This is a genomic window from Cognatazoarcus halotolerans, from assembly GCF_009800965.1.
Classification (GTDB): domain Bacteria; phylum Pseudomonadota; class Gammaproteobacteria; order Burkholderiales; family Rhodocyclaceae; genus Cognatazoarcus; species Cognatazoarcus halotolerans.
This window is the reverse complement of record NZ_WUAF01000014.1, coordinates 95,825-118,963: the sequence shown is the minus strand read 5'-3', so window position 1 is coordinate 118,963 and position 23,139 is coordinate 95,825. Positions and strand designations below refer to the sequence as shown.

Genomic DNA, 23,139 nt, shown 5'->3' with positions numbered 1-23,139 from the left:
TCTGCAATGTCGCTTCGGGCTGGGAGAAGGGCGTCGTGGAGAAGAACGTCCAGGACAGTCGGCGGCGGATCTGGCTGGATGCCGGCAAGCTGAGGTTCGGCAGCTTCGCCGAACTGAACGACTGGCTGCTGCGACGCTGCCAGGCCCTGTGGCAGGAGTTGAAGCACCCCGAGTACGAACTGACGATCGCGGAGATGCTTGAGCACGAACAGCCGCAGCTGATGCCGATGATCGCCCCGTTCGACGGCTACGTCGAAGAGACCGGGCGGGTCTCCAGCACCTGCCTGGTGAGCGCGGCCCGCAATCATTACTCCGTGCCGTGCGAGTTGGCCGGTCGGCTGATCAGCAAGCGCTTCTACCCCGAGCGCATCGATGTCGTCTTCGACGATCGTGTGGTGGCGAGCCATGGGCGCCTGTTCGATCGCGGCCAGACGCGTTACGACTGGCTGCACTACCTGCCGCTGGTGGAGAGAAAGCCCGGCGTACTCAGAAACGGCGCGCCATTCGCCCACATGCCCATGCCATTCGTTCGCCTGCAGCGTCTGCTGCTGCGCCGGGACGGCGGCGACCGGGTGATGAGCCGGGTGCTGGCGATGATTCCGAAGGTCGGGCTCGAGGCGGTACAGGTCGCCGTCGAACTGGTGCTCGAATCTGGCCAGGTCAGCGTCGAGCACGTGCTCAACGTGATCAATCGGCTGCAGCAGGCGCCGATGCCGCAAAGCGTGGAAACCGCGCTGACGATCAAGACTGCGCCGACTACCGATACCGGGCGCTACGACCGGCTGCGCAGGAAGGAGACCGGCCATGCGTGATCTTGTCACCGAGTTGAAGGCGCTGCGCCTGTACGGCATGGCAACGGCCTGGGGAGAATGGGTGGCGCGGGACGAAGCCGAACTGTCGCACAGCCGGCAGTGCCTCGAACAGTTGCTCGAAGCGGAACGCACGGACCGTGCGATGCGTTCGGTCCGCTACCAGATGCATGCCGCGCGCTTCCCCGTACACCGCGATCTGGCCGGATTCGACTTTGCCCAGTCACCGGTGGAGCGCAAGCTGATCCTTGAACTGGCCGACTGCCACTTCGCCGAGGAGGCCCACAATGTCGTGTTCATCGGCGGGCCTGGCACGGGCAAGTCGCACCTGGCCACGGCGATCGGCGTCTCGGGCATCACCCGCCACGGTCGGCGCGTGCGCTTCCATTCCACGGTTGATCTGGTCAACGCGCTCGAACAGGAGAAGGCCGCAGGTCGCGCCGGCCGGATGGCCCAGTCGCTCAAGAACATCGATCTGCTGATCCTGGACGAACTGGGCTACCTGCCATTCAGTCAGGCCGGTGGCGCGCTGCTCTTCCACCTGCTCTCCAAGCTCTACGAGCACACCAGCGTGCTGATTACGACCAATCTCGCCTTCGGCGAGTGGGCCAGCGTATTTGTCGATGCCAAGATGACCACGGCGCTGCTCGACCGGCTCACCCACCATTGCCACATCGTCGAGACCGGGAACGACTCCTACCGCTTCCAGCACAGTACGGGCGTCGCCAAGGCGCGGATCCGTTCCCGCGAGAGCGCCCGGCACGAGCCTGTACCCGGGTAAGCACGCCGTCGCCGTGTCCGCCGCTTCGGGCTACGCCCTTCGCGGCGGACACGGCGAAACCAATTCATCTGAACACTCAGAAAAGGAGGACCCACAGGGCGCTGAAGCGATACACTTATCCACAGCTGCCGTCATGACAGGCAGCTATCGCCCCTGGTCAAAATTCAATCGGCACCCCTGGTCAAATTTGGATCGGCGCGGACAACTTGCCAGAAGCGGTGACAGGTATGACGAGGTAGACGGGCAAGAATTGCGCTCTACCCCAAGAAGCTGTACTTCCGTAGCACCGCCGAAAAAGTCAGGAGGTTTGGAGACAAACGGCCCAAGAGACGCGATTTCTGGCTCGGCGCCGTGCGGCGCAGTCAGGAGGTAGACGCAAAAAACCCCGCACGTAGCGGGGTTCTGTGCGCTTCTTCGGCCCGCTGAGCGGGTTGGAAGCGGTGTTACTGGCGGCAAAAGGGAATGTGAACGATCGGTATTGTTTCCGCTTTCCGCCCCCGTTTGCAGGCAGTGTTTCCTGACCGCTCACGCCCCTGCCCGCGTGCCCGAGGCGCGGCGACGTGGAGTCTTCTCGACCCCGAGGTGCTCGATCACCACAGGCGGTCGATTGGGGAACTGGGCCACCAGTTCCAATTTGCCGCCCATGCTTTCCACGTAGTGCCGCAGGGTAGACAGCAGCATGTCGCTGCGCTTTTCGAGGCGGGAGATGGTGTCCTGACCGACGCCGAGCGCAGCCGCCAAGTCCTCCTGAGTCCGTTCAGCCGCCTTGCGCAGATCCTTGAGCGTCGCCAGTTCCATGGCACGCTGCTCGACCCGCTCCCGGCGTTCGGCCGGAAGCGCAGCCATCACGTCATCGAGTTTTCTTGCCATGTTTGGCCTCCTTTGCTCCGGTGGCGTTGAGCGAGGCGAGATGATCATCGTAGCGATCGTCGGCCACCGCAATCAAGCGCCGGTAAAAACGCCGCTGGTCCGCGCCACCCTTGTCGCCCCCGACCAGCAGGATGGCCTGCCGCTGAGGGTCAAAAGCGAACGCCACGCGCCAGACTCCGCCCTGCCACGCAAAGCGCAACTCTTTCATGTTGGCGTGCCGTGAGCCTTTCAAGGTATCCACCGTCGGCCGGCCCAGGTTGGGCCCGAACTCCACCAGCAGCTTGGCGTGCGCCAACAACTCGTCCTGCAGATTTTCATCCAACGCGGCGAACTCGGCGTCGAAATCGTCGTGCAGGAGAACGGACCAAGTCATGCGCCGATTATGGCTTTGAGTACATATGCAGTCAAGACCATGTCGTATCGGGCCTCCTTCGCAGACTAATCCGTGTCTGAGATGATGACGTTAAGATGGATACCCCTGGATCCTCCTCGACGACGGAAAACCGAAACGCTCGGCCGCTGCGCTGCGCGGTCTATACACGTACGTCCCGCGAGCAGGAAGACGGCCCGACGTTCAGTTCCATCCACAGCCAGCAGGAGGCGTGCTACGCCCACATCGCCAGCCGACACCATCTGAGCTGGCTGCCGGCCTCTGCCTCCTACGACGATCCCGGCTTTTCCGGCGCGACGCTCGAGCGCCCGGCCTTGCAGCAGATGCTGGCCGACATCGACGCTGGCCGGATCGACAGGGTCGTGGTCTACAAGCTCGACCGTCTCAGCCGCAGCTTGGCGTACTTCGCCCAGCTGATGGCGCGGTTCGAGCGCCACCGCGTCGCGCTGGTTTCCGTGACACAGCACTTGAACAGTGAGGACGCCGCCGGCCGCCTGGCGATCAATGCTCTGATCAGCTTCGCCCAGTTCGAGCGGGAGAACACCGGCGAACGCATCCGCGACAAAGCCCGCGCCACGCGGCGCCAGGGTATGTGGACGGGCAGCGTACCGCCGATGGGCTACGATGCCGATGGTCAGCGATTGCGGGTCAACGAGGATGAGGCGCGCGTGGTGCGGAACATCTTCGAGCGCTTCGTGGCGCAGGGGTCGATCACCGCCCTCGTCAAGGAGCTCGGCACCCAGGGCGTGACCACCAAGGTCTGGGTGACGCGGACAGGCCGATCGCGGGGCGGTCGCCCGGTCGACAAGAATGATCTCTACAAGCTGCTCAACAACCAAACGCTGATTGGCGAGATGAAGTCAGGCGACGAATGGCATGTCGGCGTCCACGAGCCGATCATTCCGACCGACCTGTGGGACCGCGCCCACGCCCTGCTCGATGCCCGGCGCCGCCCGCAGAAACGAGCGCGAGGCAGACTGGACGATTTCCTGCTCAAGGGGCTGGTGTTTGGCACCGACGGCCGCGCCTATTCGCCTTGGCGATCCAGTGTGCGCAACGGTCGCAGTTACGCGTATTACGTCCCGCAGCGCAAGATCGCCGAAGGGGCCGGCGCGTCCGATCTGCCACGATGCCCCGCGTCCGAGTTGGAGGCGGTCGTGGTCGAGCATCTGCGAGGCCAGCTTCGAGGTCCTACGTCCTTGCTGGCCCATTTGCCGGAATCAGCCAGGCAGCACCCACGCTACGATGAGGCTGCCGTGGTCGCGATGCTGGCCAACATCGACGCCGCCTGGGACTTGTTCCTGTCCGGGGTCCAGCATGAGCTGATACAGACACTGGTCGAGCGCGTTACCGTCGGCACGGACAAGGTGAGCATCAGCCTTGACCGGGACGACGTCGGTCGCATGGTACTGGATCTGCTCAGGGGATGATCAACCACGCTGGAGACACACTGAGCGCCTTGGAATGCGAGGCTGCACGACGACCAGCTTGTCGCAGACTCCAACTGCGTGCCACTCATTCAGGAGGCACTGAGCGCTGTAGGCAAGACTTGCTCGAATGCCGTACCGCGCCCCAAAAAGTCAGGAGGTCCAGAGACAAAATGGCCCAGAGACGCGATTTCTGGCTCGGCGCCGGAACGCGCAGTCAGGAGATGGACGCAAAAAACCCCGCGCGAAGCGGGGTTCTGTGCACTTCTGCGGCCCGCTGAGCGGGTTGGAAGCGGTGTTACTGGCGGAGAGGGTGGGATTCGAACCCACGGTAGGCTCGCACCTACGCCTGATTTCGAGTCAGGTACATTCGACCACTCTGCCACCTCTCCGCTCGAAGGACGGCATTGTAGACGATTGGAAGAAAAAGTGAAGCGTGCAGAACAAAATTTAGGATTTCGGCGAAAACTCTTCGAATGCACGAACCGCTTCAGCCGCATACATGAGCGTCGGACCGCCACCCATATAGGTACAAACGGCAAGGGTCTCCATGAGTTGCTCGCGGGTCACGCCCAGACGAATCAGCGCCTTGACGTGAAAACCGATGCAGGCGTCGCAGCGCGACGACACACCGATCGCCAGAGCAATCAGCTCCTTGTTCAAGGCCGAGAGACTGCCCTCTTTCAGCGCGGCCTTGGAAAGGGCATGAAATCCCTGCATTGTTTCGGGGACGTCCTTGCGCATTTTCTCGAGTGCAGATGAAACATCCGAGGTGATCTGAGTAAAAGATTTGCCTGCCATGATGACTCCGGACAATAAATTAGAGTTTTCGAATATACAGGATGCGTTCGCTCTAATCGCCCCCAGAATCCCAAATATTGTTAATCCGCCCAGTAATTGCTTGCATCGCTCTTGAGGCAACTACAAAATCTCCCGACCTTTCCGTCCGGTAAGCCTTCGAACCAGTGAAACGCCGCCTCGCCCTGCTGCTGATTGCGCTGCTGCTAACCGGCTGCGAGCGCGCCCCACCGCCTCGCCTGCTGGGCTATGAAGAACTTGGTGAGCTGCGCGTCGCCACCCGCCGCGATGCACTCTCCTACCGGATTGCGGACGACGGCGAAGAGACCGGATTCGAGCACGATCTGCTACTGGAACTGGGACGCTATCTTGGCGTTCCCGTGAAGTTCTCGATCATGCCCGGCTCACTCGACTCGATCATGTCGGTTACCCGCAACAATGCGCATCTTGCCGCTGCGGGCCTGGTCCGCAATGATCGACAACAGGTGATCTGGTCCATGCCGATCCGCGAGGTCGAGTACGTGCTCGTCGGCCGGAACACGCCGCGCCGGATGGCCGGCGAGGCCGAACTCGCCAATCGGCGCATCGGCGTTCGCCGAGGATCCGTTCCTGCCGAAGCGCTTGAGGAAATTCGCAAGCGGGTGCCAAGCATCAAGCTCACCTACCCAATCGGCGGCGGCGAAGCCGAGCTGCTGGAACGCGTCGCGCGCGGGGAGATCGATCTCGCGGCTTCGGACAAGGTGAATTTCAACCTTGCGTCGAATTTCCATCCCGAACTCGCAATCGTGATGCCACTGAAGATCAAGGCGGAGATTGCCTGGGCGATGCCCAAGGGCGCGGACCCGCGATTCGTCGACGAAGTGAATGCGTTCATTGCCCGGATCAGGAAGAACGGCCTCCTCGCCCGTCTCGCCGATCGTCACTTCGGACATGTGGAGCGGCTCGACGAGGACGATGTGACCGCCCTGCTCCAGCGAATCCAGACGCGCCTGCCACGCTACAAGAAGTACTTCATGGAAGCGGAGCAGATTACCGGTGTCGACTGGAGGCTGATCGCTTCGATCGCCTACCAGGAATCACAATGGGACCCGCTCGCGACCTCATACACCGGTGTCCGCGGCATGATGATGCTCACGGCCGAGACGGCGGACCGCCTCAGAATTTCCAATCGGCTGGATGCACGGGAAAGCATCAAGGGCGGCGCGCGCTATTTTGCGATGCTGCGCGACCAGTTGGCACCGGAGGTCGGAGAGCCCGACCGCACCTGGATGGCAGTCGCTGCCTACAATCTCGGCATGGGCCACATGAACGGCGCGAGGGCAATCGCGCGACGCCTTGGAAAGGACAATACTGCCTGGCTTCCGATGAAGTCGGTCCTGCCGCTCATGTCGAGACCGGCCTATGCCGCCCAGCTCAAGGCCGGCCCGGCACGGGGAGGCGAAGCGGTGATCATGACCGAGAACGTGCGCAACTACTTCGACATCCTCAGCCGCTTTGAACCCGGCCACCGCAAATCACTCGGGTTCGCCAACGTGGATAGCGAACCCGGCCTGAAGGCTCAGGGGACAAGTACTTCCAGTCCGCCCATGTAGGGCTGCAATGCTTTCGGAATAGAGACCGATCCGTCGGCCTGCTGATAATTCTCAAGCACGGCGACGAGAGTGCGACCAACCGCGAGGCCGGAACCGTTCAGGGTATGGACGAATTCGTTCTTTCCTTGGGGGTTCTTGAAGCGTGCCTGCATGCGGCGCGCCTGGAACGCCCCGGTATTCGAACACGACGAGATCTCGCGGTAGGTATTCTGTGCAGGCAGCCAGACTTCTAGATCGTAGGTCTTGGCTGCAGAGAATCCCATATCACCGGTACACAACACGATCTTGCGGTACGGCAGATCCAGTTTCTGCAGGATTGCCTCCGCATGACTGCAGAGTTCTTCCAAGGCATCCCACGAACGCTCTGGTGTCTCCACGCGAACCAGCTCGACCTTCTCGAACTGGTGCTGGCGAATCATGCCCCGCGTGTCCCGCCCATAAGACCCGGCTTCCGATCGAAAACATGGCGTATGGCAGACGAACTTGAGCGGCAACGCGTCGGCCGCCAACAGTTCGTCGCGCACCATGTTGGTCACCGGGACCTCTGCCGTCGGGATCAGGTAGAAACGGCCCCCATCGGCTTTGGGCACGGCAAACAGGTCTTCCTCGAATTTGGGAAGCTGCCCCGTCCCGTACATGCTCGCCGGATTGACGAGGAAGGGCACCGTGACCTCGGTGTAACCATGTTCACGAACATGCGTATCCAGCATGAACTGCGCGAGCGCGCGGTGAAGTCGGGCCAAGCCGCCGCGTGTGATGGTGAACCGGGCGCCCGATATCTTCGCCGCCGTTTCGAAGTCGAGCAGTCCAAGGCGCGCGCCTACATCGACATGATCATTGACCTCGAAATCAAACTCCCGCGGAGTTCCCCACTTCAGGACCTCCACGTTGGCGGACTCGTCGGCTCCCTCCGGAACGCTTTCGTGCGGCAGATTGGGCAGCGCCGCCACAAAACCGTTGATCCGTTCAAGCAGCGCGGACAATGCCTGCTCGTTGGCCTTCAACTCGTCACCGATACCGCCGACTTCAGCCATGACCGCGGACGCGTCTTCTCCCTTTCCCTTGAGCATGCCGATCTGCTTGGAGAGCGCATTTCGGCGCGCCTGCAACTCCTGGGTCCGGGTCTGGAGTTGCTTGCGCTCCTCCTCGAGCGTCTCAAAAGCGGACACGTCAAGGCGCATGCCTCGCTTCGCAAGCGATTCGGCCACAAGCGGCATCTGGTTACGCAACAACTGGATATCGAGCATCGAAAGAGTCCGGAGAAACCTGAAGGCAATCAAGACGCGCATTCTAAGCTGTCCGGGCAACATGCGCATGCCTTCGTCCTCGCGACGGCGCGAGGCCCTGCCGATGATGCAGCCGATTGTCTGCGTCAATCGACCTGCCGGTTTTTGCAAGAGAAACTTTTCTTGCAATAGAAGGACAATAGGCTTGAGTTAGAGAGAAAGAGAGGCCCCGACAGAGGGTCTCCTGTGCTTACACTTTGGAGGAGAACACCATGCTCTCGATGAGAGATTGTCTCGATTATTGCAACCTGACAGACGACGAGGTCGCGTTGATCGCGGAGCACGAAGACATTCCCGATGCGGCCGCTGCAACGATTGCCTGCGGACTCGTTCAAACGCCCGAAGGCGTTCTACTACTCACCCAGTATCTGTCTGAAATTCTCGAGCGTGCCGAACGATCCGGCGACACCGAACGGGTTGAACGGGCCCGAAATGCGTGGCGGCAGTTCCAGCAGGACTTCCCTCAGACCCATTGAAGTGTAGCGGTCGGCAGCAGCGGCAAGCGACGGAGGAGATGCCGGAAATCTGCACACGGCGATAAGTGGCTGCTGGTCCCCTGAGGAGCCCCGATAATTGAGCCCGCATGAAGATCAGAGCATGAGCAGAAACCCCCGCCGCAATCATTTGCCGGCGTTCAAGGTTAAGGTGGCGTAGGGCGCCGTTCGCGGCGAGAGGATCTGCTAGTTCTTGGCGAGGCAAGAACTGGCGAATCGGCCCTTGCCATTCTTGCCGGGGACGAATCGCGGAAGACCTTTTACCCCTGATGGCGGTGCTGTTGCGGCACCGCCCTTGGAGATACGGTCATAGGACGTGGCACGCCAGATGTAATCGAACTCGGCCTTCGTCATGCCCTTACCGTTGTCCGAGATGGAGAACTGCTTATGGGGTCCTCGGCTCAGGCCAGCTTATCTTGACTTCGGTGGCGTAGGCGTCCAAACAGTTGGCAACGAGTTCGACAATGGCCGCGTTGGATTGGTGACGATTGCGCCCGCCCAGCTTTCAAGAAAACGGTCTTCATAGAAGAGGTCTTCTTGCTGCAAGTTTTAATTGCTGATGGGTCAGACATCGCCCCTCCAGAAAGATTTTATTTTTCGCCAGCCTCCTCGTCCCACTTCTTCAGCATGGCGAGCTTTTCACCTATCTTGATCTCCAAGCCCCTTGGCACTGGCTGATACCAAGCCGGTTCTACAACACCGTCAGGCAAGTAGGTTTCACCAGCAGCGTAAGCATTGGGCTCGTCGTGGGCATATCTGTATTCATGCCCGTAGCCAAGTTCCTTCATGAGCTTGGTTGGCGCATTGCGAAGATGGACAGGAACCTCACGGCTCTTGTCCTGCTTCACGAAGGCTTTGGCCTGGTTGTAGGCGTTGTAACCCGCATTGCTCTTGGCAGCTACGGCCAGATAAATCACTGCCTGACCAAGTGCCAGCTCACCTTCAGGACTCCCCAGCCGTTCAAAAGACAGAGCCGCATCGTTGGCAATCTGCATCGCTCTGGGGTCGGCAAGGCCAATGTCTTCCCACGCCATGCGAACGATGCGCCGTGCCAGATACCGCGGATCAGCACCGCCGTCCAACATGCGAGTCAGCCAGTAGAGGGCAGCATCAGGATGCGAGCCACGCACCGATTTATGCAAGGCCGAGATCTGGTCGTAGAAGTTATCCCCGCCCTTGTCAAAACGCCTTGAATTAAGGGACAGGGCATTCTGTATAAAGTCTGTATCAATCTTGCGGACACCAACAGCACCAGCGGCCGTTTTGCACTGCTCCAGCAGGTTCAGGAACCGTCTTGCATCACCGTCTGCATACCCAACAATCGTATCTACAGCCTTGTCGTCAAACTCCAGCTCACCAAGGGCCTTCTCTTGAGCCCGTCGAAGCAGCTTCTTCAGTTCTTCGTCCGTCAGCGACTTAAGCACATAGACCTGAGCCCGCGACAGCAATGCCGAATTCACCTCAAAGGAAGGGTTCTCCGTAGTGGCGCCAATGAAGGTGAACAGTCCAGACTCCACATGAGGCAACAAAGCATCTTGCTGAGATTTATTGAACCTGTGAATTTCGTCTACAAACAAGATGGTGTTCTTGCCCTGAGCGAGATATTGCCTCGCCTGCTCCATTGCTTCCCTGATGTCCTTGACACCGGAAAGAACAGCCGACAAGGCGATGAACTCACACTTAAAGGCCGTGGCTGTGAGCCGTGCCAATGTGGTCTTGCCAACACCGGGCGGCCCCCAAAAGATCATGGAGTGCGGCTTGCCCGACTGGAAAGCCAGTCTCAGCGGCTTCCCCTCGCCGAGTAGGTGCGACTGCCCAATGACCTCGTCCAAGGTCTTGGGGCGAAGGGCTTCAGCGAGTGGTGCGGCAGGCTCTTGTGCGAACAGATCAGGCATGGTTTTCCCCCGAAAAACAATAGGGAAGCCCAAAATCTCGCACAAAAAATCTTGTAAAAAGTTGATTTATATATGACCTGACAACTCTATTGAGGCCGTACACCTCATCGACGAACAGAATCGTGTGACGGCCCCTGGCACGCGCCATTTCTGCCCGCTGAATTGCCTCCCGTATCTCCTTCACCTCCGAAAACTCGGCGGAAAGAGCAATGAAATCGGCATCGAAGGCAACCGCCATCGGTCGCGCGAGCGTGGTTTTTCCCACTTCCGGCGGCCCCCACAGAATCATCGAATGCAGCTTGCCCGATTCGAATGCGCGCCGCAGTGGCTTGCCCGGACCCAGAAGATGAGACTGGCCAATGACTTCATCGATACTGACGGGCCGCGTTGCCTCGGCCAGGGGCTGGCCGAGCGTCTCGTCGGAAGCGAACAGATCCCGCATGCCTCGTGGTCACTCGCCGCCGATCACGTCGGCACCGGCCGGTGGCGTGAAACGAAAGAGTTCGGGACTCAAGCGGGGGTTCTTCTCGAAGCGCTCGAACACGAGCCGGGTGTTCTGGCCGAAATTGTCACTGATCTCCATGACCTTCAGAATGGATTCCGAGAAGCCGAGGCGCAGCGACGCGAACGCGCCCCCCTCGACCTTTGGCTTGGCGTCCACCCACGCGAGCCCATCCGCGGCTGCGCCCTCCGTGAGGTCGAAATTCTTCTCGATGGCCGCCTTGCCGGCAATGATCGCAGCCGGCGTGGCGCCGAGCGCATCGTCCATGCGTTTGACCGTAACCTGATTCAGGTCCCTGTCGTAGGACCACATGCGTTCCCCATCTCCGACCAACAACTGCTGGTAAGGCTGCTCGTAAGACCAGCGAAAGCGGCCCGGACGTTCAAACCAGAACTTTCCGGAGGCGACCTGCGGCTTGCGACCGGACCGCGGAATGACCGTCTGCGAAAACTCGCCCGACCCGCTACTGGTTTGAGATACGAACTGCCGCAACTGATCGAGCCCACCCGCCCTCGCCTGCAGGCTGCCGAGAAGCACCACGGACAGAAGCAGGAGCCGGAATCGCAGAACAATAGGCATCATCGTGAATCCAGAACGGAAGAGCGTGGTTGACCGCGTCAGTGCTGGCCGGTTCAGTCCGCTTCCTTGGCCGGGGTCAGCACTTCACGATTACCATTGCTGCCCATCGAGGAAACAAGGCCGGAGCGTTCCATCTGCTCGATGAGACGGGCCGCACGGTTATAGCCGATCCGGAGGTGTCGCTGAACGAGCGAAATCGATGGACGACGCGTCTTGACCACGATCTCGACGGCCTGGTCGTAAAGCGGATCGGCTTCTCCGTCAGAATCCCCGCCACCTCCGCCGAGCACACCGTCACCGTCGTCTTCCGGCGCCGAGAGAATGCCCTCGACGTAATCCGGGGCACCGTGCTGCTTGAGGTGATCCACCACCTTGTGCACTTCGTCATCGGCCACGAAGGCGCCATGCACCCTCACCGGCAGTCCGGACCCCGGGGGCAGATACAGCATGTCGCCCATACCCAGCAGATTCTCTGCCCCCATCTGGTCGAGAATCGTGCGCGAATCGATCTTGCTCGACACCTGGAAGGCCATGCGGGTGGGAATATTGGCCTTGATCAGGCCGGTAATGACGTCCACCGAGGGGCGTTGGGTGGCAAGGATGAGATGAATACCGGCAGCCCGCGCCTTCTGCGCCAGACGGGCAATCAACTCTTCGACCTTCTTGCCGACCACCATCATCAGATCGGCGAACTCGTCAACGATGACGACGATATGCGGCAGCGATTCCAGAGGCTCGGGATTTTCCGGTGTAATCGAGAACGGGTTCGTGAGCGGAATACCCTGCTTTCGAGCGTCCACTACCTGCTTGTTGAAGCCCGCCAGGTTACGTACACCCACTGCGGCCATGAGCTTGTAGCGCTTCTCCATCTCGCCAACGCACCAGTTGAGGGCGTTGCCTGCGTGCTTCATGTCGGTCACAACGGGCGCGAGAAGATGCGGAATGCCCTCGTAGATGGACAGCTCCAGCATTTTCGGGTCGACCATGATCAAACGCACCCGATCCGGCTCCGACTTGTACAGCAGTGACAGGATCATTGCATTGACGCCGACCGACTTGCCCGAGCCGGTCGTACCGGCGACGAGCAGGTGCGGCATCTTCGCCAGGTCGGCAACGATCGGCTGGCCACCGATATCCTTGCCAAGCGCCACGGTCAACGGCGAAGTCATGTCCTGATAGGCCTTCGAGGCGACGATCTCGGAGAGCCGAACGGTCTGGCGTTTCGGATTCGGCAATTCGAGCGCCATGCAGGACTTGCCGGGAATGGTCTCGACCACGCGGATCGACACCAGCGACAAGGCGCGCGCCAGATCCTTCGCCAGATTGACGACCTGACTGCCCTTGACCCCCGTCGCCGGCTCGATCTCGTAACGGGTGATCACAGGCCCCGGATATGCCGCCAGCACCTTGACCTCCACACCGAAGTCAGCCAGCTTGCGCTCGATCACGCGGGAGGTGTACTCGAGGGTTTCCGCAGAGGGCGGATCGACATCACGTGACGGCGCGTCGAGCAACCCGATCGGAGGAATCAGACCCTCGGCGATATCGCTGAAGAGCGTCTGCTGGCGCTCCCGTTCTACGCGCTCGGACTTGACCACCTCGGTCACTGCGGGTTCGATGCGAAATGGCGCCGGTGGCGAAAGCTCGGTCTTCCTGCGCTTGGTCTTGACGACGGCCTCGCGCTTTTCAGCCACTTCCCGCCCGACCTTGCGATCCTGCCACTCCTTCCACTTGCGCTCGATGAAGTACCAGCCGTCCTCGAGCCACATGCCCATGCGCTCCGCGGCACCAACCCACGACACGCCGGTAAACAGGCTCAGGCCCGTCGCGGCCAGCGTCAACAGCACCAACGTCCCGCCCGTAAAGCCGAGGTATCGAAGAGCCATCTCGCCGAGCTCGACGCCGAGCATGCCGCCCGATTTAAGCGGCAAATCCGCCGTCGACGAATGGAAGCGCAGTGCCTCAAGGGCACTGCTCGAAAGCAGCGTTATGCAGAACCCGCAAAACACCACCAACAGCGAACGATGGTCGGTATGGCTGGGATGCCGCAAACGACGGTAGCCGCTCACAAGCCCCAGACCAAGAAAGAAGACCCACCACCAGGCCGAGAGGCCGAAGAGGTAAAGCATCAGGTCCGAGATCCAGGCGCCAAGCCTGCCGCCCGGGTTTGCGACACGCTCGACGGCGGCAGCGTGGGACCAGCCGGGATCGTTCTTGCTGTACCCCAGCAGAACCATCGCCAGATAGACCGCCACCAATCCGAAAAGAAGCCAGCGAGCCTCTTGGAGGCGAGCGGCGATCTTTTCCGGCAATGGCTGGGAACGGGAAGAAGCGGAAGGCAACATCAAATTTCACCGCACCGGGCGGCTGCGTACAACAATCCGCGATTATATGTCATCGCAGCAATACTGCCCGGGCCGTCCGGCCCGGCGATACATCCAAAGTATCTCGACAGATTACAAATCGAGGATCCGTTCGCGCAGAATGATCCCCCGGTCGGACTCTTCGATGAGGCCGCGCAATCCAAGATCCTTCATGACCCGGCTCACCATCTCGCGCGAGGCGCCGATCATCTTGGCGATATCCTGCTTCGAGATCTTGCGCTGGACGATACGCTCTCCTTCCACATCCTCGGCCATCTCAAGCAGCAACCTGGCCACCCGGCCGTAGACATCCATCAGCGCCAGGCTTTCGATCTTGCGATCGGCAGTGCGCAATCTTTCCGCCAGGTTGCTCATGATGCGCCAGGCGATGTCGAAATTCTCCTGCATCATGCGGCGGAAATCCGATTTGGCAATGACGACCAGATCAACGGGGGAAACGGCGACAACCGACGCAGAACGCGGCTGCTCGTCAAAGACGCCCATCTCCCCGAACAGTTCTCCCTGTCCAAGCATCGTGAGAATGACCTCACGACCATCTTCATCGCTGACCAGAACCTTGAGCGTGCCGGTCAGGACAAAGTAGACATAGTCGGTACGATCTCCCGCGTGGACGACCGCCTGACCACGCGCCACCCTGCGCATGAGGGCATGCTGGGCGATTGCGGCAAGCCGATCGTCGCCAAGACCATTGAACAGGGGGAAGGTTTTGAGCGCAATGGTGGAAACGGCATTGGACAGGTTCATTGTGCCTCCAGCAAGAAGCCAGTTTCGTAGACCTGCCGATGGTAACCGACAAATTCTTCCGGTAGAACAACACGCCCGCATTTTTGAACACGGGCCCACCCGGCATGTCGCCCGCCTTCGCGAATCGCCACGCCGCAGCAGCCGGGCAAGGACGAGTCTCCCCAGGCCGGCCTGAAGTACGAGATGGTTATAATTCTTCCTTTAGCCCCCGCCAGGAAACCAAATCAACATGGAAACCCGTCACGCCCGCCTGCTCATCCTCGGCTCCGGCCCCGCCGGCTATACCGCCGCTGTTTACGCTGCCCGCGCAAATCTCGAGCCTGTGCTGATCACCGGGCTTGCCCAGGGCGGCCAACTGATGACAACGACAGACGTCGATAACTGGCCAGCAGATGCCGACGGCGTCATGGGCCCGGAGCTCATGGAGCGCTTCCTCAAACACGCCCAGCGCTTTAACACCGAGATCATCTTCGACCACATCCACACCACACATCTGACCGAGAAGCCGATTCGGCTGACAGGCGACTCAGGCGAGTACACCTGCGACGCCCTGATCATCTCGACCGGGGCAACCGCCAAATACATCGGTCTCGCGTCCGAAGAAAAATTCATGGGCCGCGGCGTTTCTGCCTGCGCGACCTGTGACGGCTTTTTCTATCGCAACCAGGAAGTTGCGGTCGTCGGCGGCGGAAACACGGCGGTCGAAGAAGCCCTCTACCTCGCAAACATCGCGAGCAAGGTCACTGTTGTGCATCGCCGCAACAAGTTCCGCGCGGAGAAGATCCTCATCGACAAGATGATGGAAAAGGTCGCTGCCGGAAAGATCGTCCTGGAACTCGATGCAACACTCGACGAGGTGCTCGGCGACAACTCCGGCGTAACCGGCATGCGCATCCGCGGCACGGAGTCGGGCGAGACGCGCGACATTGCCTTGAAGGGTGTATTCATCGCGATTGGACACAAACCCAACACCGAAATCTTCGAGGGGCAACTTGAAATGGATGGTGGTTACATCGTGACCAAGGGAACGCGCGAGGGAAACGCCACCGCCACCAGCATCCCCGGCGTCTTCGCTGCCGGTGACGTCCAGGATCACATCTATCGCCAGGCAGTCACCAGCGCGGGTACCGGCTGCATGGCGGCGCTCGATGCCGAGCGCTATCTGGACGCGCTCAAGCCTGCCTGAAATGGGGCGGCGCTCTCTACGTGCCAAGCCGGAGTCCCGGCCATCCGCTGGGCGGACCGGGCATGCTTCGGGCTTCGAAGCCTTGAAGCCGCTTCGCGGCACGCTCGCGCCACCGAAAGTCAAGGGGAGCACCCGAAAGCCCCGGAAAAGCGACGCCGCAAATACGGTGGCGTTGCAATCCGGTCCTCAAGACGAAGACGATGCGGCATTATTCAGGGCCGCGCTGGCAGACGCGACGGCTCTGCCGACGGTTAACAGGGTCATCCTTGAACGCCCCAAACCACTGCCACAGCCGCGCCGCCGCGAGCCGGAGCACGAGGCAGAAGCTGACGGCGCACTCGACGCGCCGGGCGACGAAGATGCGCTGTTTCGCTTCGAGATGCGGGATGTCGTCCCGATCAAGGACGCAGGACGGGTCGATCCGGGCCACCCTGGATCGCGCCGCAAATCCCCCCTGGATCCGCATGCAGCGGCAACGTTCGACCCGGCGTCCCTGCTCGAACATCTGCCGTCCGACGTCCACCCGGACGACCCACGCGCACTGCTTGACTGGGCGCTGCAAGGAACCCGCCCACTGAAAGCGGATAACCGGGCGATCGTCTCGACTCCGCCAGCCCCGCCGCATCCGGTGCAACGGCAGGCCGATGATCGCTCGGTGCTCGCCGAAGCGCTCGGCAGCCCTCTCAGCCTCGAAGACCGGCTCGACACGGGAGAAGAAACCGCATTCCTTCGACCGGGCATTCCCAGACGAGTGCTTACCGATCTACGACGCGGACGTTGGGTCGTCCAGGGACAACTGGACCTTCACGGCCTCGTCCGTGACGAAGCGCGTGCCGCGCTGGCCACATTTCTCGGGGAAAGCCTGCATCTGGGCCGGCGCTGCGTACGGCTGATACATGGCAAGGGTCTCGGTTCGCCTGGCCGCATCCCGGTGCTGAAACACCTTTCGCGCGGCTGGCTCGCACAGCGTGAGGAAATTCTTGCCTTTTGTCAGGCACCACCGCACGACGGCGGTGGAGGTGCGCTGCTCATACTGCTGCGTGCCAGCACTACGGTACCGGGGCGCGCCTCAGCACAATGAACTGCCGCCATCGCGTTACCGGCAATGGCGGCGCCGGTCAGATCGCCGATTCGTCGGTTTCGCCGGTACGAATCCGTACCACCTGATCGACAGGCGACACGAAGATCTTGCCATCACCGATCTTGCCCGTGCGGGCTGCCTTGATGATTGCCTCGATCGCCTGTTCTACGACCGCGTCGCCGACCACGATCTCGACCTTGACCTTGGGAAGGAAGTCCACCACGTACTCTGCTCCCCGGTAGAGCTCGGTATGACCCTTCTGCCGCCCGAATCCCTTGACCTCTCCCACGGTAAGCCCCGTGATGCCGACTTCTGACAGCGCTTCACGCACTTCATCGAGTTTGAACGGCTTGATGATCGCCTCGATTTTCTTCATGAGTCTTTCCTTTGTTGCTGTTTCATTCTTGCTCCCGCTCAGTATTCATCCTGATATCGGGAAGTAATCGGATACCGCCAGTCCTTGCCGAATCCTCGCGGTGTGACGCGAACACCGACAGGCGCCTGCCGGCGCTTGTACTCATTGCGCTTCAACATCCCTACCGCACGGCGCACCTCGGCTTCAGGATAGCCACGCGCAATGATCTCGCGCGGAGCGAGATCCTGCTCCATGTAGGCCTCTATGATTGCATCGAGAACCTCGTACGGGGGTAGAGAATCCTGATCCTTCTGGTCCGGTTTGAGCTCGGCCGAGGGCGGGCGCTCTATGATGTTACGCGGAATATCGGGACGAACGGTATTGCGCCACTCCGCGAGACGATACACAAGCGTCTTGTAGATGTCCTTGAGGACCGCGAAACCACCCGCCATGTCGCCGTACAGCGTTGCATATCCGGTAGCCATTTCGCTCTTGTTGCCCGTGGTCAGGACGAGGCGTCCCGTCTTGTTCGAGAAGGCCATCAAGAGGTTTCCACGGATCCGCGACTGGAGGTTCTCCTCAGTGGTGTCGGCAGGCAATCCAGCGAAATACGGCGCCAGCATGTTCGAGTAGACCTGCATGGCCGGCTCGATCGGGATCTGGTCGTACTGCACGCCGAGCCTGTCGACCAGCGCCTGCGAATCGTCGAGACTCATCTGCGCGGTATAGGGCGACGCCATCATGATCGCCCTGACCTTGTCCGCGCCGAGTGCATCAACCGCGATCGCGAGTGTCAGCGCCGAATCGATACCACCCGAGAGACCGATGATTGCTCCAGGGAAGCCATTCTTGCCGATGTAGTCACGTACGCCGGTGACAAGGGCGGAGTACACCTCCGCCTCGTCGCTACGCAGCTCGGTAATCTCCCCACCGTGCCAGCGTCCGGAATGCCACTCCAAGATATCGAGGCGCGCTTCGAAACTCGGTGCTCGGTAGGCCAACTCACCATCGTTATCCAGTGCGAACGAGGCCCCGTCGAAGACCAGTTCGTCCTGGCCGCCGGTCATGTTCACATAGAGTACCGACAGACCCGATTCCGAAACACGGTCTTTCATGACCTGCATGCGGGTTCGTTGCTTGTCGATATGGTATGGCGACGCGTTCAGCGTGAGCAGCAGTTCGGCTCCGGCCTGCCTCGCCTTCTCCACCGGTTCGGGCTCCCAAACATCGGCACAGATGTTGATCCCGCACGAAATTCCGTTGATCGAGAAGGTGCACGCCTCTTCGCCAGGCTCGAAATACCGCTCCTCGTCGAACACCTGATAGTTGGGCAGGCGCAGTTTGCGGTAGGTCGCCGCCACCGCACCGTCGCGCAGCACCGATGCAGCATTGAAGCAATGCCCATTATCCGAGAATGGATGGCCCAGAATCACCACGATATCGCGCGTCTGGGCCGCAATCTCTCCGACCATTTCGGCGCAGGCCCGGTAAAAATCAGGACGCAGCAACAGGTCTTCCGGCGGATAACCGGACAGCGCGAGTTCGGGCGTGACGATCAAGTCCGCGCCGCGCCGCGCCGCCTCCTTCGCCGCATCGACGATCAGGCGCGCGTTTCCCTTGAGATCGCCCACGTGCACATTGAGTTGGGCGACCGCGATCTTGAGTGGTTTATCCATAGCGGCGTAACTATAGCGTGATCATCAGCGTTTTGCGCCATTGAGCCGAGGCTTTGCGTTGCCGCAACGAGGAGCGGTCGAGCGGGCGGGATATCATGTGCCGACCGTCGGCTGCGCGGCACCGATCCGGTCTGCCCGCCTCCCAGGACCCATCACTGACATGCCATCACACTTCAAACTTCTCGACCGCATCTCACAGATTCAGCCTGAGGCCTGGGATGCACTCCATGATGGCCATCCCGGACTTCGCCATGCCTTCCTCGAAGCGCTCGAGTCTAACGGCTGCACAGGCCCGGGGACCGGCTGGCTGCCCGCCCATGCGGTGCTGTTGCGCGACGCCAGCCTGGTTGCCGCCATGCCGCTCTACCTGAAGGAACACTCCTACGGCGAGTATGTGTTCGACTGGGCATGGGCAGACGCCTATCAGCGCAACGGCATTGCCTACTATCCCAAATGGCTTTCCGCCATCCCGTTCTCGCCGTTGCCCGGTAACCGCCTGCTTGGCCGGACCACCGGCGACCGCGCAACCCTGCTCGATGCGGTGCTCGCCCAGGTCAAGGAAAGCGGGGCTTCATCGCTGCACATCCTCTTCCCCGGCAAGGACGAAGCCGAACTGATGACGTCGCGACGGATGCTGGTACGCGAAGGCGTCCAGTTTCACTGGCACAATGCCGGTTACCGCGATTTCGAAGCGTTCCTGACTTCACTCAATCACGAAAAGCGCAAGAAGATCCGCCAGGAGCGCCGCAGGCTCGAGGGGCTGACGTTGAGCTATCGATGGCTGGACGGGCATCAGGCCAGCGAGGAGCACTGGCGCTTCTTCTACTCCGTCTATGCGCAGACATACCGTCTGCATCGATCAACGCCCTATCTCAATGAGGCGTTCTTCATCGACATCGCCTCGCGGATGCCGGAACAGGTCCGGCTGCTACTCGTCGAGGAGAACGGCAAGGCGCTTGCCGGGGCATTCTTCCTGTGCGACGGGAGTGCACTCTACGGACGATACTGGGGCGCAAGCCGGCACATTCCCAACCTGCATTTCGAGGTGTGCTATTACCGTGCCATCGATTACTGCATACAGCTCGGACTTGCGCGCATGGAGGGCGGCGCCCAGGGGGAACACAAGCTCTCTCGCGGACTCACGCCAGTTCAGACCCGCTCTGCCCACTGGATCGCCGATTCGCGCTTTCGCGATGCGCTCGATCACTTTCTGGCGCGGGAGCGGGCAGGCATCGGCCTGTATCTGGATGAGCTCGCCGAACGCAGCCCCTTTCGCCAGAGCACACAGACCGGACACACATGAAAACGGCCCGCATCGAGCGGGCCGTTTCGTGCTGTAAACCAGCGATCCTGGTTTATTTCGCAGCGGCGGCAATCCCGCTCAGGATCTCTTCGCGTGCATCGTCGACTGTGCCCCAGCCCTTGACCTTGACCCATTTGCCGGGCTCGAGATCCTTGTAGTGCTCGAAGAAGTGGGAAATCTGCTTGAGCAAAAGCTCGGGCAGATCGTCGGTCGTCTGGACCTTGTCATAAAGCGGGGTAAGCTTCGAAACGGGAACGGCCACCACCTTGGCGTCGATACCGCTCTCATCTTCCATCTTGAGCATGCCGACAGGACGGCAGCGGATCACCACGCCCGGCTGCAGCGGGAAAGGTGCTACCACCAGCACATCCACCGGATCGCCATCACCGGCGATGGTGTGGGGCACATAGCCGTAGTTGCAGGGGTAGTGCATTGCAGTACCGAGGAACCGGTCAACGAAAACCGCGCCGCTGTCCTTGTCCACCTCGAACTTGATGGGGTCTCCGTTGGCGGAGATCTCGATAATCACATTGATGTCGTTCGGAACATCTTTCCCGGCTTTGACGAGGTCGAAACCCATGACTTCCTCCCTTTTGAAAGTGCGCGAATTATAGAGGTTTTTCGGTGTCTTTCGCAGCGCGATTTCCGATGCCGACAGCTACGTTTCAGCGCTGCGCTCACCTCTCGGTGCCACGCCGGCCTGCCGCCATCCTTCGGCACGTCGGACCCGATCGCGCAGTTGCGTATAATCCGCCTCCAGTCTGGATCGGCAGGCCACCGCAGGACCGGCTGCGCGCCCTACCGGGAAACAGGTGAGCGTTTTGCAAATCCTGTGCTGTGGCCACAACGGGGCAAATCGTTCCTGCGCCATTACGGCGCCGACGAAGCCCGGAGCCGGGCCGTTCCGACTACGATCGACCGCGGGATTGCGGCGGCGGGCGGAGGTCGGAATCCCCGACGGTTTTCCGCACGCCGCTCGAATCCCGGCTGACGAGGACAACCGATGTGCAGGGCGTGACCCCGTATGCAGGACGAACCGAGCGGATGCCAGCGGCCACGCCACGGAACCGGCACGCACGGGAGAGCCTGGCAACACGACTGCTGCTGCTCATCTTGGTGGGCATCGTTCATGCAGTCGTCCTCGCCTGGCTGTTCGAACACGCCCCAAAGGAATCGAAAACCGACGAGCCGCCTCCCATGCTCGTCCAGCTTCTCGCTCCGCCCGCGCCGCATGCTGTGACGCAGCCTCCGGCCCGCGCCGCAGCCCCGTCGGAGCGGCACATCCAGCCGCCTGCACCGCCGCCCAAGCCCCCACACAGGCCACCGCCGCGGCCACCGGAACCCGCGGTACGAACGGCACCGCGACCGACGCTACAATCGGCGCCCCCGCCGCCGGCCACCACAGACACTGAAGATATCAGACCGGCCGAGACCATCGCGCAGGCGCCCGCGCCCAAGTCCGCTGTACCACTGGACGGAGAACGCGCCACTGCCCAGCCAAGTACCAACACCACGAGGAACAAGGCACCGGTGGAAACGCCGGCGCGCTTCGATGCGGCCTATCTGCGCAATCCGCCACCGCGATACCCACCGCTGGCAAGACGCCTTGGCGAACAGGGACGCATCCTGCTCAGGGTCAAGGTCGATGCAGACGGGAATCCTGGCACGGTCGAGGTCATCGAGAGTTCGGGCTCGTCCCGCCTGGACGCCGCGGCACAACAGACGGTGACAAACTGGCGGTTTACCCCCGCGATGCGTGGTACGACACCGATCGATAGCTGGGTTCAGGTACCTATCGTATTCAAACTGGAGAATTGACCATGCCACAAGGTGCAGACTTCGGCCCAGGCAATCTTTGGGCGCAGGGGGACGCAATCAGTCATGCGGTGGCGATCGCCTTGCTGATCATGTCGCTCACCAGCTGGTACCTGATCCTGCGCAAGGGTTTGCGCCTGATCCGACAGCGAAATCGGGGCTCGGCGGTCGACGCCTTCTGGCTGGCCCCCCAACTCGCAACCGGTCTGGAGGCCCTGACGAGAAGCGCACCCGGCTCATCATTCGACGAACTCGCCCACCATGCTGATCTTGCAATCCGACACTTCGATACGCGCGGTGCGCAGACGCTGGGGGGCTCGCTGGAGCGCGGTGAATTTCTCACCCGGGCGCTACGCCAATCCATGGCGCGAAGCACCGCAAGCCTGGAGAGCGGACTGACCACACTTGCCTCGATCGGCTCGACAGCGCCCTTCGTCGGGCTGTTCGGCACCGTCTGGGGCATTTACCACGCACTGGTCGGCATCTCGGCCTCCGGCGCGGCGACGCTCGATCACGTTGCCGGGCCGGTCGGCGAAGCACTGATCATGACCGCAGCGGGGCTGTTCGTGGCGATTCCCGCGGTGCTGGCCTACAACGCCTTCAATCGGGCGAACCGGGTCGAACTCGCGGAGCTGGATGCGTTCGCCCATGACCTGCATGCTTTCTTCACCACCGGCGCACGCCTCGCCAGCAGCGGGAAGACCCGTGCGGCCTCCGTCGAATCACGGGAGACAAGCTGATGGCATTCGGAGGATTCGACGACAAGGGCACCAATCAGCCGATGAGCGAGATCAACACCACGCCGCTGGTGGACGTGATGCTGGTGTTGTTGATCATCTTCATGATCACCGCGCCCCTGCTGACGCACGCGGTCAAGATCGACCTGCCCACCGCCAGCAGCAACCCGGCCGTGACACCGCCCGAGACGATCACCCTTTCCATTGACGCGAAAGGACAGCTGTTCTGGAACGACGCCGCGATTGCCGCCGATGCACTCCCGGAGCACCTCGCCGCTGCCGCGGCAACCGACCCGCAGCCTGAGCTGCAACTGCGGGCTGACCGCGACACCCGCTACCAGGCGCTGGCAACACTGATGTCCGAGGCGCGCAAGGCGGGTATCACCCGCCTCGGCTTCGTCACCCTGCCCGACCACGCCGAACGCTAAAAAAGC

At 61.3% G+C, this 23,139-nt stretch carries 23 protein-coding genes and 1 tRNA gene; 11 read left to right on the top strand and 13 right to left on the bottom strand.

Annotated features, from left to right (window positions below; genetic code table 11):
* Nucleotides 1-812 (top strand): Mu transposase domain-containing protein (locus GQB03_RS17165; RefSeq protein ID WP_407644548.1); only part of this gene is annotated, 812 nt, incomplete at its 5' end.
* The gene (gene istB / locus GQB03_RS17160; protein ID WP_159691995.1) at nt 805-1,590 is read left to right on the top strand and encodes an IS21-like element helper ATPase IstB; all 786 of its coding nucleotides are present in this window, start codon (nt 805-807) and stop codon (nt 1,588-1,590) included. The genes GQB03_RS17165 and istB, both read left to right, overlap by 8 nt.
* Before the next feature lie 525 nt (nt 1,591-2,115).
* Here the strand turns inward: istB and GQB03_RS17155 are convergent.
* A complete protein-coding gene (locus GQB03_RS17155) occupies nt 2,116-2,460 on the bottom strand; it encodes a helix-turn-helix domain-containing protein (RefSeq protein ID WP_159691993.1) in 345 nt (114 codons plus the stop codon).
* Nucleotides 2,441-2,782 (bottom strand): type II toxin-antitoxin system RelE/ParE family toxin, encoded by a 342-nt coding sequence (locus GQB03_RS17150; protein WP_200832267.1) that lies wholly within the window; start codon nt 2,780-2,782, stop codon nt 2,441-2,443. The genes GQB03_RS17155 and GQB03_RS17150 overlap by 20 nt, the downstream gene beginning before the upstream one ends.
* A gap of 146 nt (nt 2,783-2,928) precedes the next feature.
* Here GQB03_RS17150 and GQB03_RS17145 point away from each other — a divergent pair, with 146 nt between their 5' ends.
* Nucleotides 2,929-4,281, top strand: coding sequence for a recombinase family protein (locus GQB03_RS17145; protein WP_159691989.1), 1,353 nt, complete (start codon nt 2,929-2,931; stop codon nt 4,279-4,281).
* Nucleotides 4,282-4,580: 299 nt separating this feature from the next.
* On the opposite strand, the gene GQB03_RS17140 is transcribed toward GQB03_RS17145, so the two are convergent.
* Nucleotides 4,581-4,670, bottom strand: a tRNA-Ser gene (locus GQB03_RS17140).
* Between the two features lie 58 nt (nt 4,671-4,728).
* A complete protein-coding gene (locus tag GQB03_RS17135) occupies nt 4,729-5,079 on the bottom strand; it encodes a carboxymuconolactone decarboxylase family protein (RefSeq protein WP_159692015.1) in 351 nt (116 codons plus the stop codon).
* Nucleotides 5,080-5,243: 164 nt separating this feature from the next.
* Between GQB03_RS17135 and mltF the strand changes: the two genes are divergently transcribed.
* The gene (gene mltF / locus GQB03_RS17130; protein ID WP_159691987.1) at nt 5,244-6,668 is read left to right on the top strand and encodes a membrane-bound lytic murein transglycosylase MltF; all 1,425 of its coding nucleotides are present in this window, start codon (nt 5,244-5,246) and stop codon (nt 6,666-6,668) included.
* On the opposite strand, the gene serS is transcribed toward mltF, so the two are convergent.
* Complete coding sequence (gene serS, locus GQB03_RS17125) at nt 6,635-7,915, bottom strand: serine--tRNA ligase (RefSeq protein ID WP_159691985.1); 1,281 nt, start codon at nt 7,913-7,915, stop codon at nt 6,635-6,637. The genes mltF and serS overlap by 34 nt on opposite strands.
* Before the next feature lie 251 nt (nt 7,916-8,166).
* On the opposite strand from serS, the gene GQB03_RS17120 reads away from it, so the two are divergent.
* A complete protein-coding gene (locus GQB03_RS17120) occupies nt 8,167-8,430 on the top strand; it encodes a hypothetical protein (protein WP_159691983.1) in 264 nt (87 codons plus the stop codon).
* A 608-nt stretch (nt 8,431-9,038) separates the two neighbouring features.
* Here the strand turns inward: GQB03_RS17120 and GQB03_RS17110 are convergent.
* The 5 genes from GQB03_RS17110 to GQB03_RS17090 all read right to left on the bottom strand — a co-directional run bounded on the left by GQB03_RS17110 (nt 9,039) and on the right by GQB03_RS17090 (nt 14,552).
* On the bottom strand, nt 9,039-10,343 hold the full coding sequence (locus tag GQB03_RS17110; protein ID WP_159691981.1) for a replication-associated recombination protein A: 1,305 nt from the start codon (nt 10,341-10,343) through the stop codon (nt 9,039-9,041).
* Complete coding sequence (locus tag GQB03_RS17105) at nt 10,336-10,785, bottom strand: AAA family ATPase (protein WP_159691979.1); 450 nt, start codon at nt 10,783-10,785, stop codon at nt 10,336-10,338. The genes GQB03_RS17110 and GQB03_RS17105 overlap by 8 nt, the downstream gene beginning before the upstream one ends.
* A 9-nt stretch (nt 10,786-10,794) precedes the next feature.
* Nucleotides 10,795-11,427 carry an outer membrane lipoprotein chaperone LolA gene (lolA, locus tag GQB03_RS17100; protein ID WP_200832266.1) on the bottom strand — a complete coding sequence of 211 codons (633 nt, stop codon included), beginning with the start codon at nt 11,425-11,427 and terminating at the stop codon, nt 10,795-10,797.
* Between the two features lie 50 nt (nt 11,428-11,477).
* The gene (locus GQB03_RS17095; RefSeq protein WP_159691977.1) at nt 11,478-13,769 is read right to left on the bottom strand and encodes a DNA translocase FtsK; all 2,292 of its coding nucleotides are present in this window, start codon (nt 13,767-13,769) and stop codon (nt 11,478-11,480) included.
* A 111-nt stretch (nt 13,770-13,880) separates the two neighbouring features.
* The gene (locus tag GQB03_RS17090) at nt 13,881-14,552 is read right to left on the bottom strand and encodes a Crp/Fnr family transcriptional regulator (RefSeq protein ID WP_159691975.1); all 672 of its coding nucleotides are present in this window, start codon (nt 14,550-14,552) and stop codon (nt 13,881-13,883) included.
* A 229-nt stretch (nt 14,553-14,781) separates the two neighbouring features.
* On the opposite strand from GQB03_RS17090, the gene trxB reads away from it, so the two are divergent.
* Together trxB and GQB03_RS17080 are read left to right on the top strand one after the other, a co-directional pair.
* Entirely contained in the window at nt 14,782-15,738 is a 957-nt protein-coding gene (trxB, locus tag GQB03_RS17085; protein WP_159691973.1) for a thioredoxin-disulfide reductase, read from the top strand.
* Between the two features lie 166 nt (nt 15,739-15,904).
* A complete protein-coding gene (locus tag GQB03_RS17080; protein WP_235027112.1) occupies nt 15,905-16,819 on the top strand; it encodes a Smr/MutS family protein in 915 nt (304 codons plus the stop codon).
* Between the two features lie 37 nt (nt 16,820-16,856).
* On the opposite strand, the gene GQB03_RS17075 is transcribed toward GQB03_RS17080, so the two are convergent.
* Complete coding sequence (locus tag GQB03_RS17075; protein ID WP_159691971.1) at nt 16,857-17,195, bottom strand: P-II family nitrogen regulator; 339 nt, start codon at nt 17,193-17,195, stop codon at nt 16,857-16,859.
* A gap of 38 nt (nt 17,196-17,233) precedes the next feature.
* The gene (locus tag GQB03_RS17070) at nt 17,234-18,850 is read right to left on the bottom strand and encodes an NAD+ synthase (protein ID WP_159691969.1); all 1,617 of its coding nucleotides are present in this window, start codon (nt 18,848-18,850) and stop codon (nt 17,234-17,236) included.
* A gap of 160 nt (nt 18,851-19,010) precedes the next feature.
* Between GQB03_RS17070 and GQB03_RS17065 the strand changes: the two genes are divergently transcribed.
* Complete coding sequence (locus tag GQB03_RS17065; RefSeq protein WP_159691967.1) at nt 19,011-20,153, top strand: GNAT family N-acetyltransferase; 1,143 nt, start codon at nt 19,011-19,013, stop codon at nt 20,151-20,153.
* Nucleotides 20,154-20,205: 52 nt separating this feature from the next.
* On the opposite strand, the gene ppa is transcribed toward GQB03_RS17065, so the two are convergent.
* Nucleotides 20,206-20,733 (bottom strand): inorganic diphosphatase, encoded by a 528-nt coding sequence (gene ppa / locus GQB03_RS17060; RefSeq protein WP_159691965.1) that lies wholly within the window; start codon nt 20,731-20,733, stop codon nt 20,206-20,208.
* A gap of 950 nt (nt 20,734-21,683) precedes the next feature.
* Here ppa and GQB03_RS23285 point away from each other — a divergent pair.
* Genes GQB03_RS23285 through GQB03_RS17045 form a run of 3 tightly spaced genes read left to right on the top strand, consistent with a single transcriptional unit; the run spans nt 21,684 to nt 23,133 of the window.
* The gene (locus GQB03_RS23285; RefSeq protein ID WP_159691963.1) at nt 21,684-21,971 is read left to right on the top strand and encodes an energy transducer TonB; all 288 of its coding nucleotides are present in this window, start codon (nt 21,684-21,686) and stop codon (nt 21,969-21,971) included.
* A gap of 2 nt (nt 21,972-21,973) precedes the next feature.
* On the top strand, nt 21,974-22,708 hold the full coding sequence (locus GQB03_RS17050) for a MotA/TolQ/ExbB proton channel family protein (RefSeq protein ID WP_159691961.1): 735 nt from the start codon (nt 21,974-21,976) through the stop codon (nt 22,706-22,708).
* On the top strand, nt 22,708-23,133 hold the full coding sequence (locus GQB03_RS17045; protein ID WP_159691959.1) for an ExbD/TolR family protein: 426 nt from the start codon (nt 22,708-22,710) through the stop codon (nt 23,131-23,133). The genes GQB03_RS17050 and GQB03_RS17045 overlap by 1 nt, the downstream gene beginning before the upstream one ends.
* The last annotated feature ends 6 nt before the right edge of the window (nt 23,134-23,139 follow it).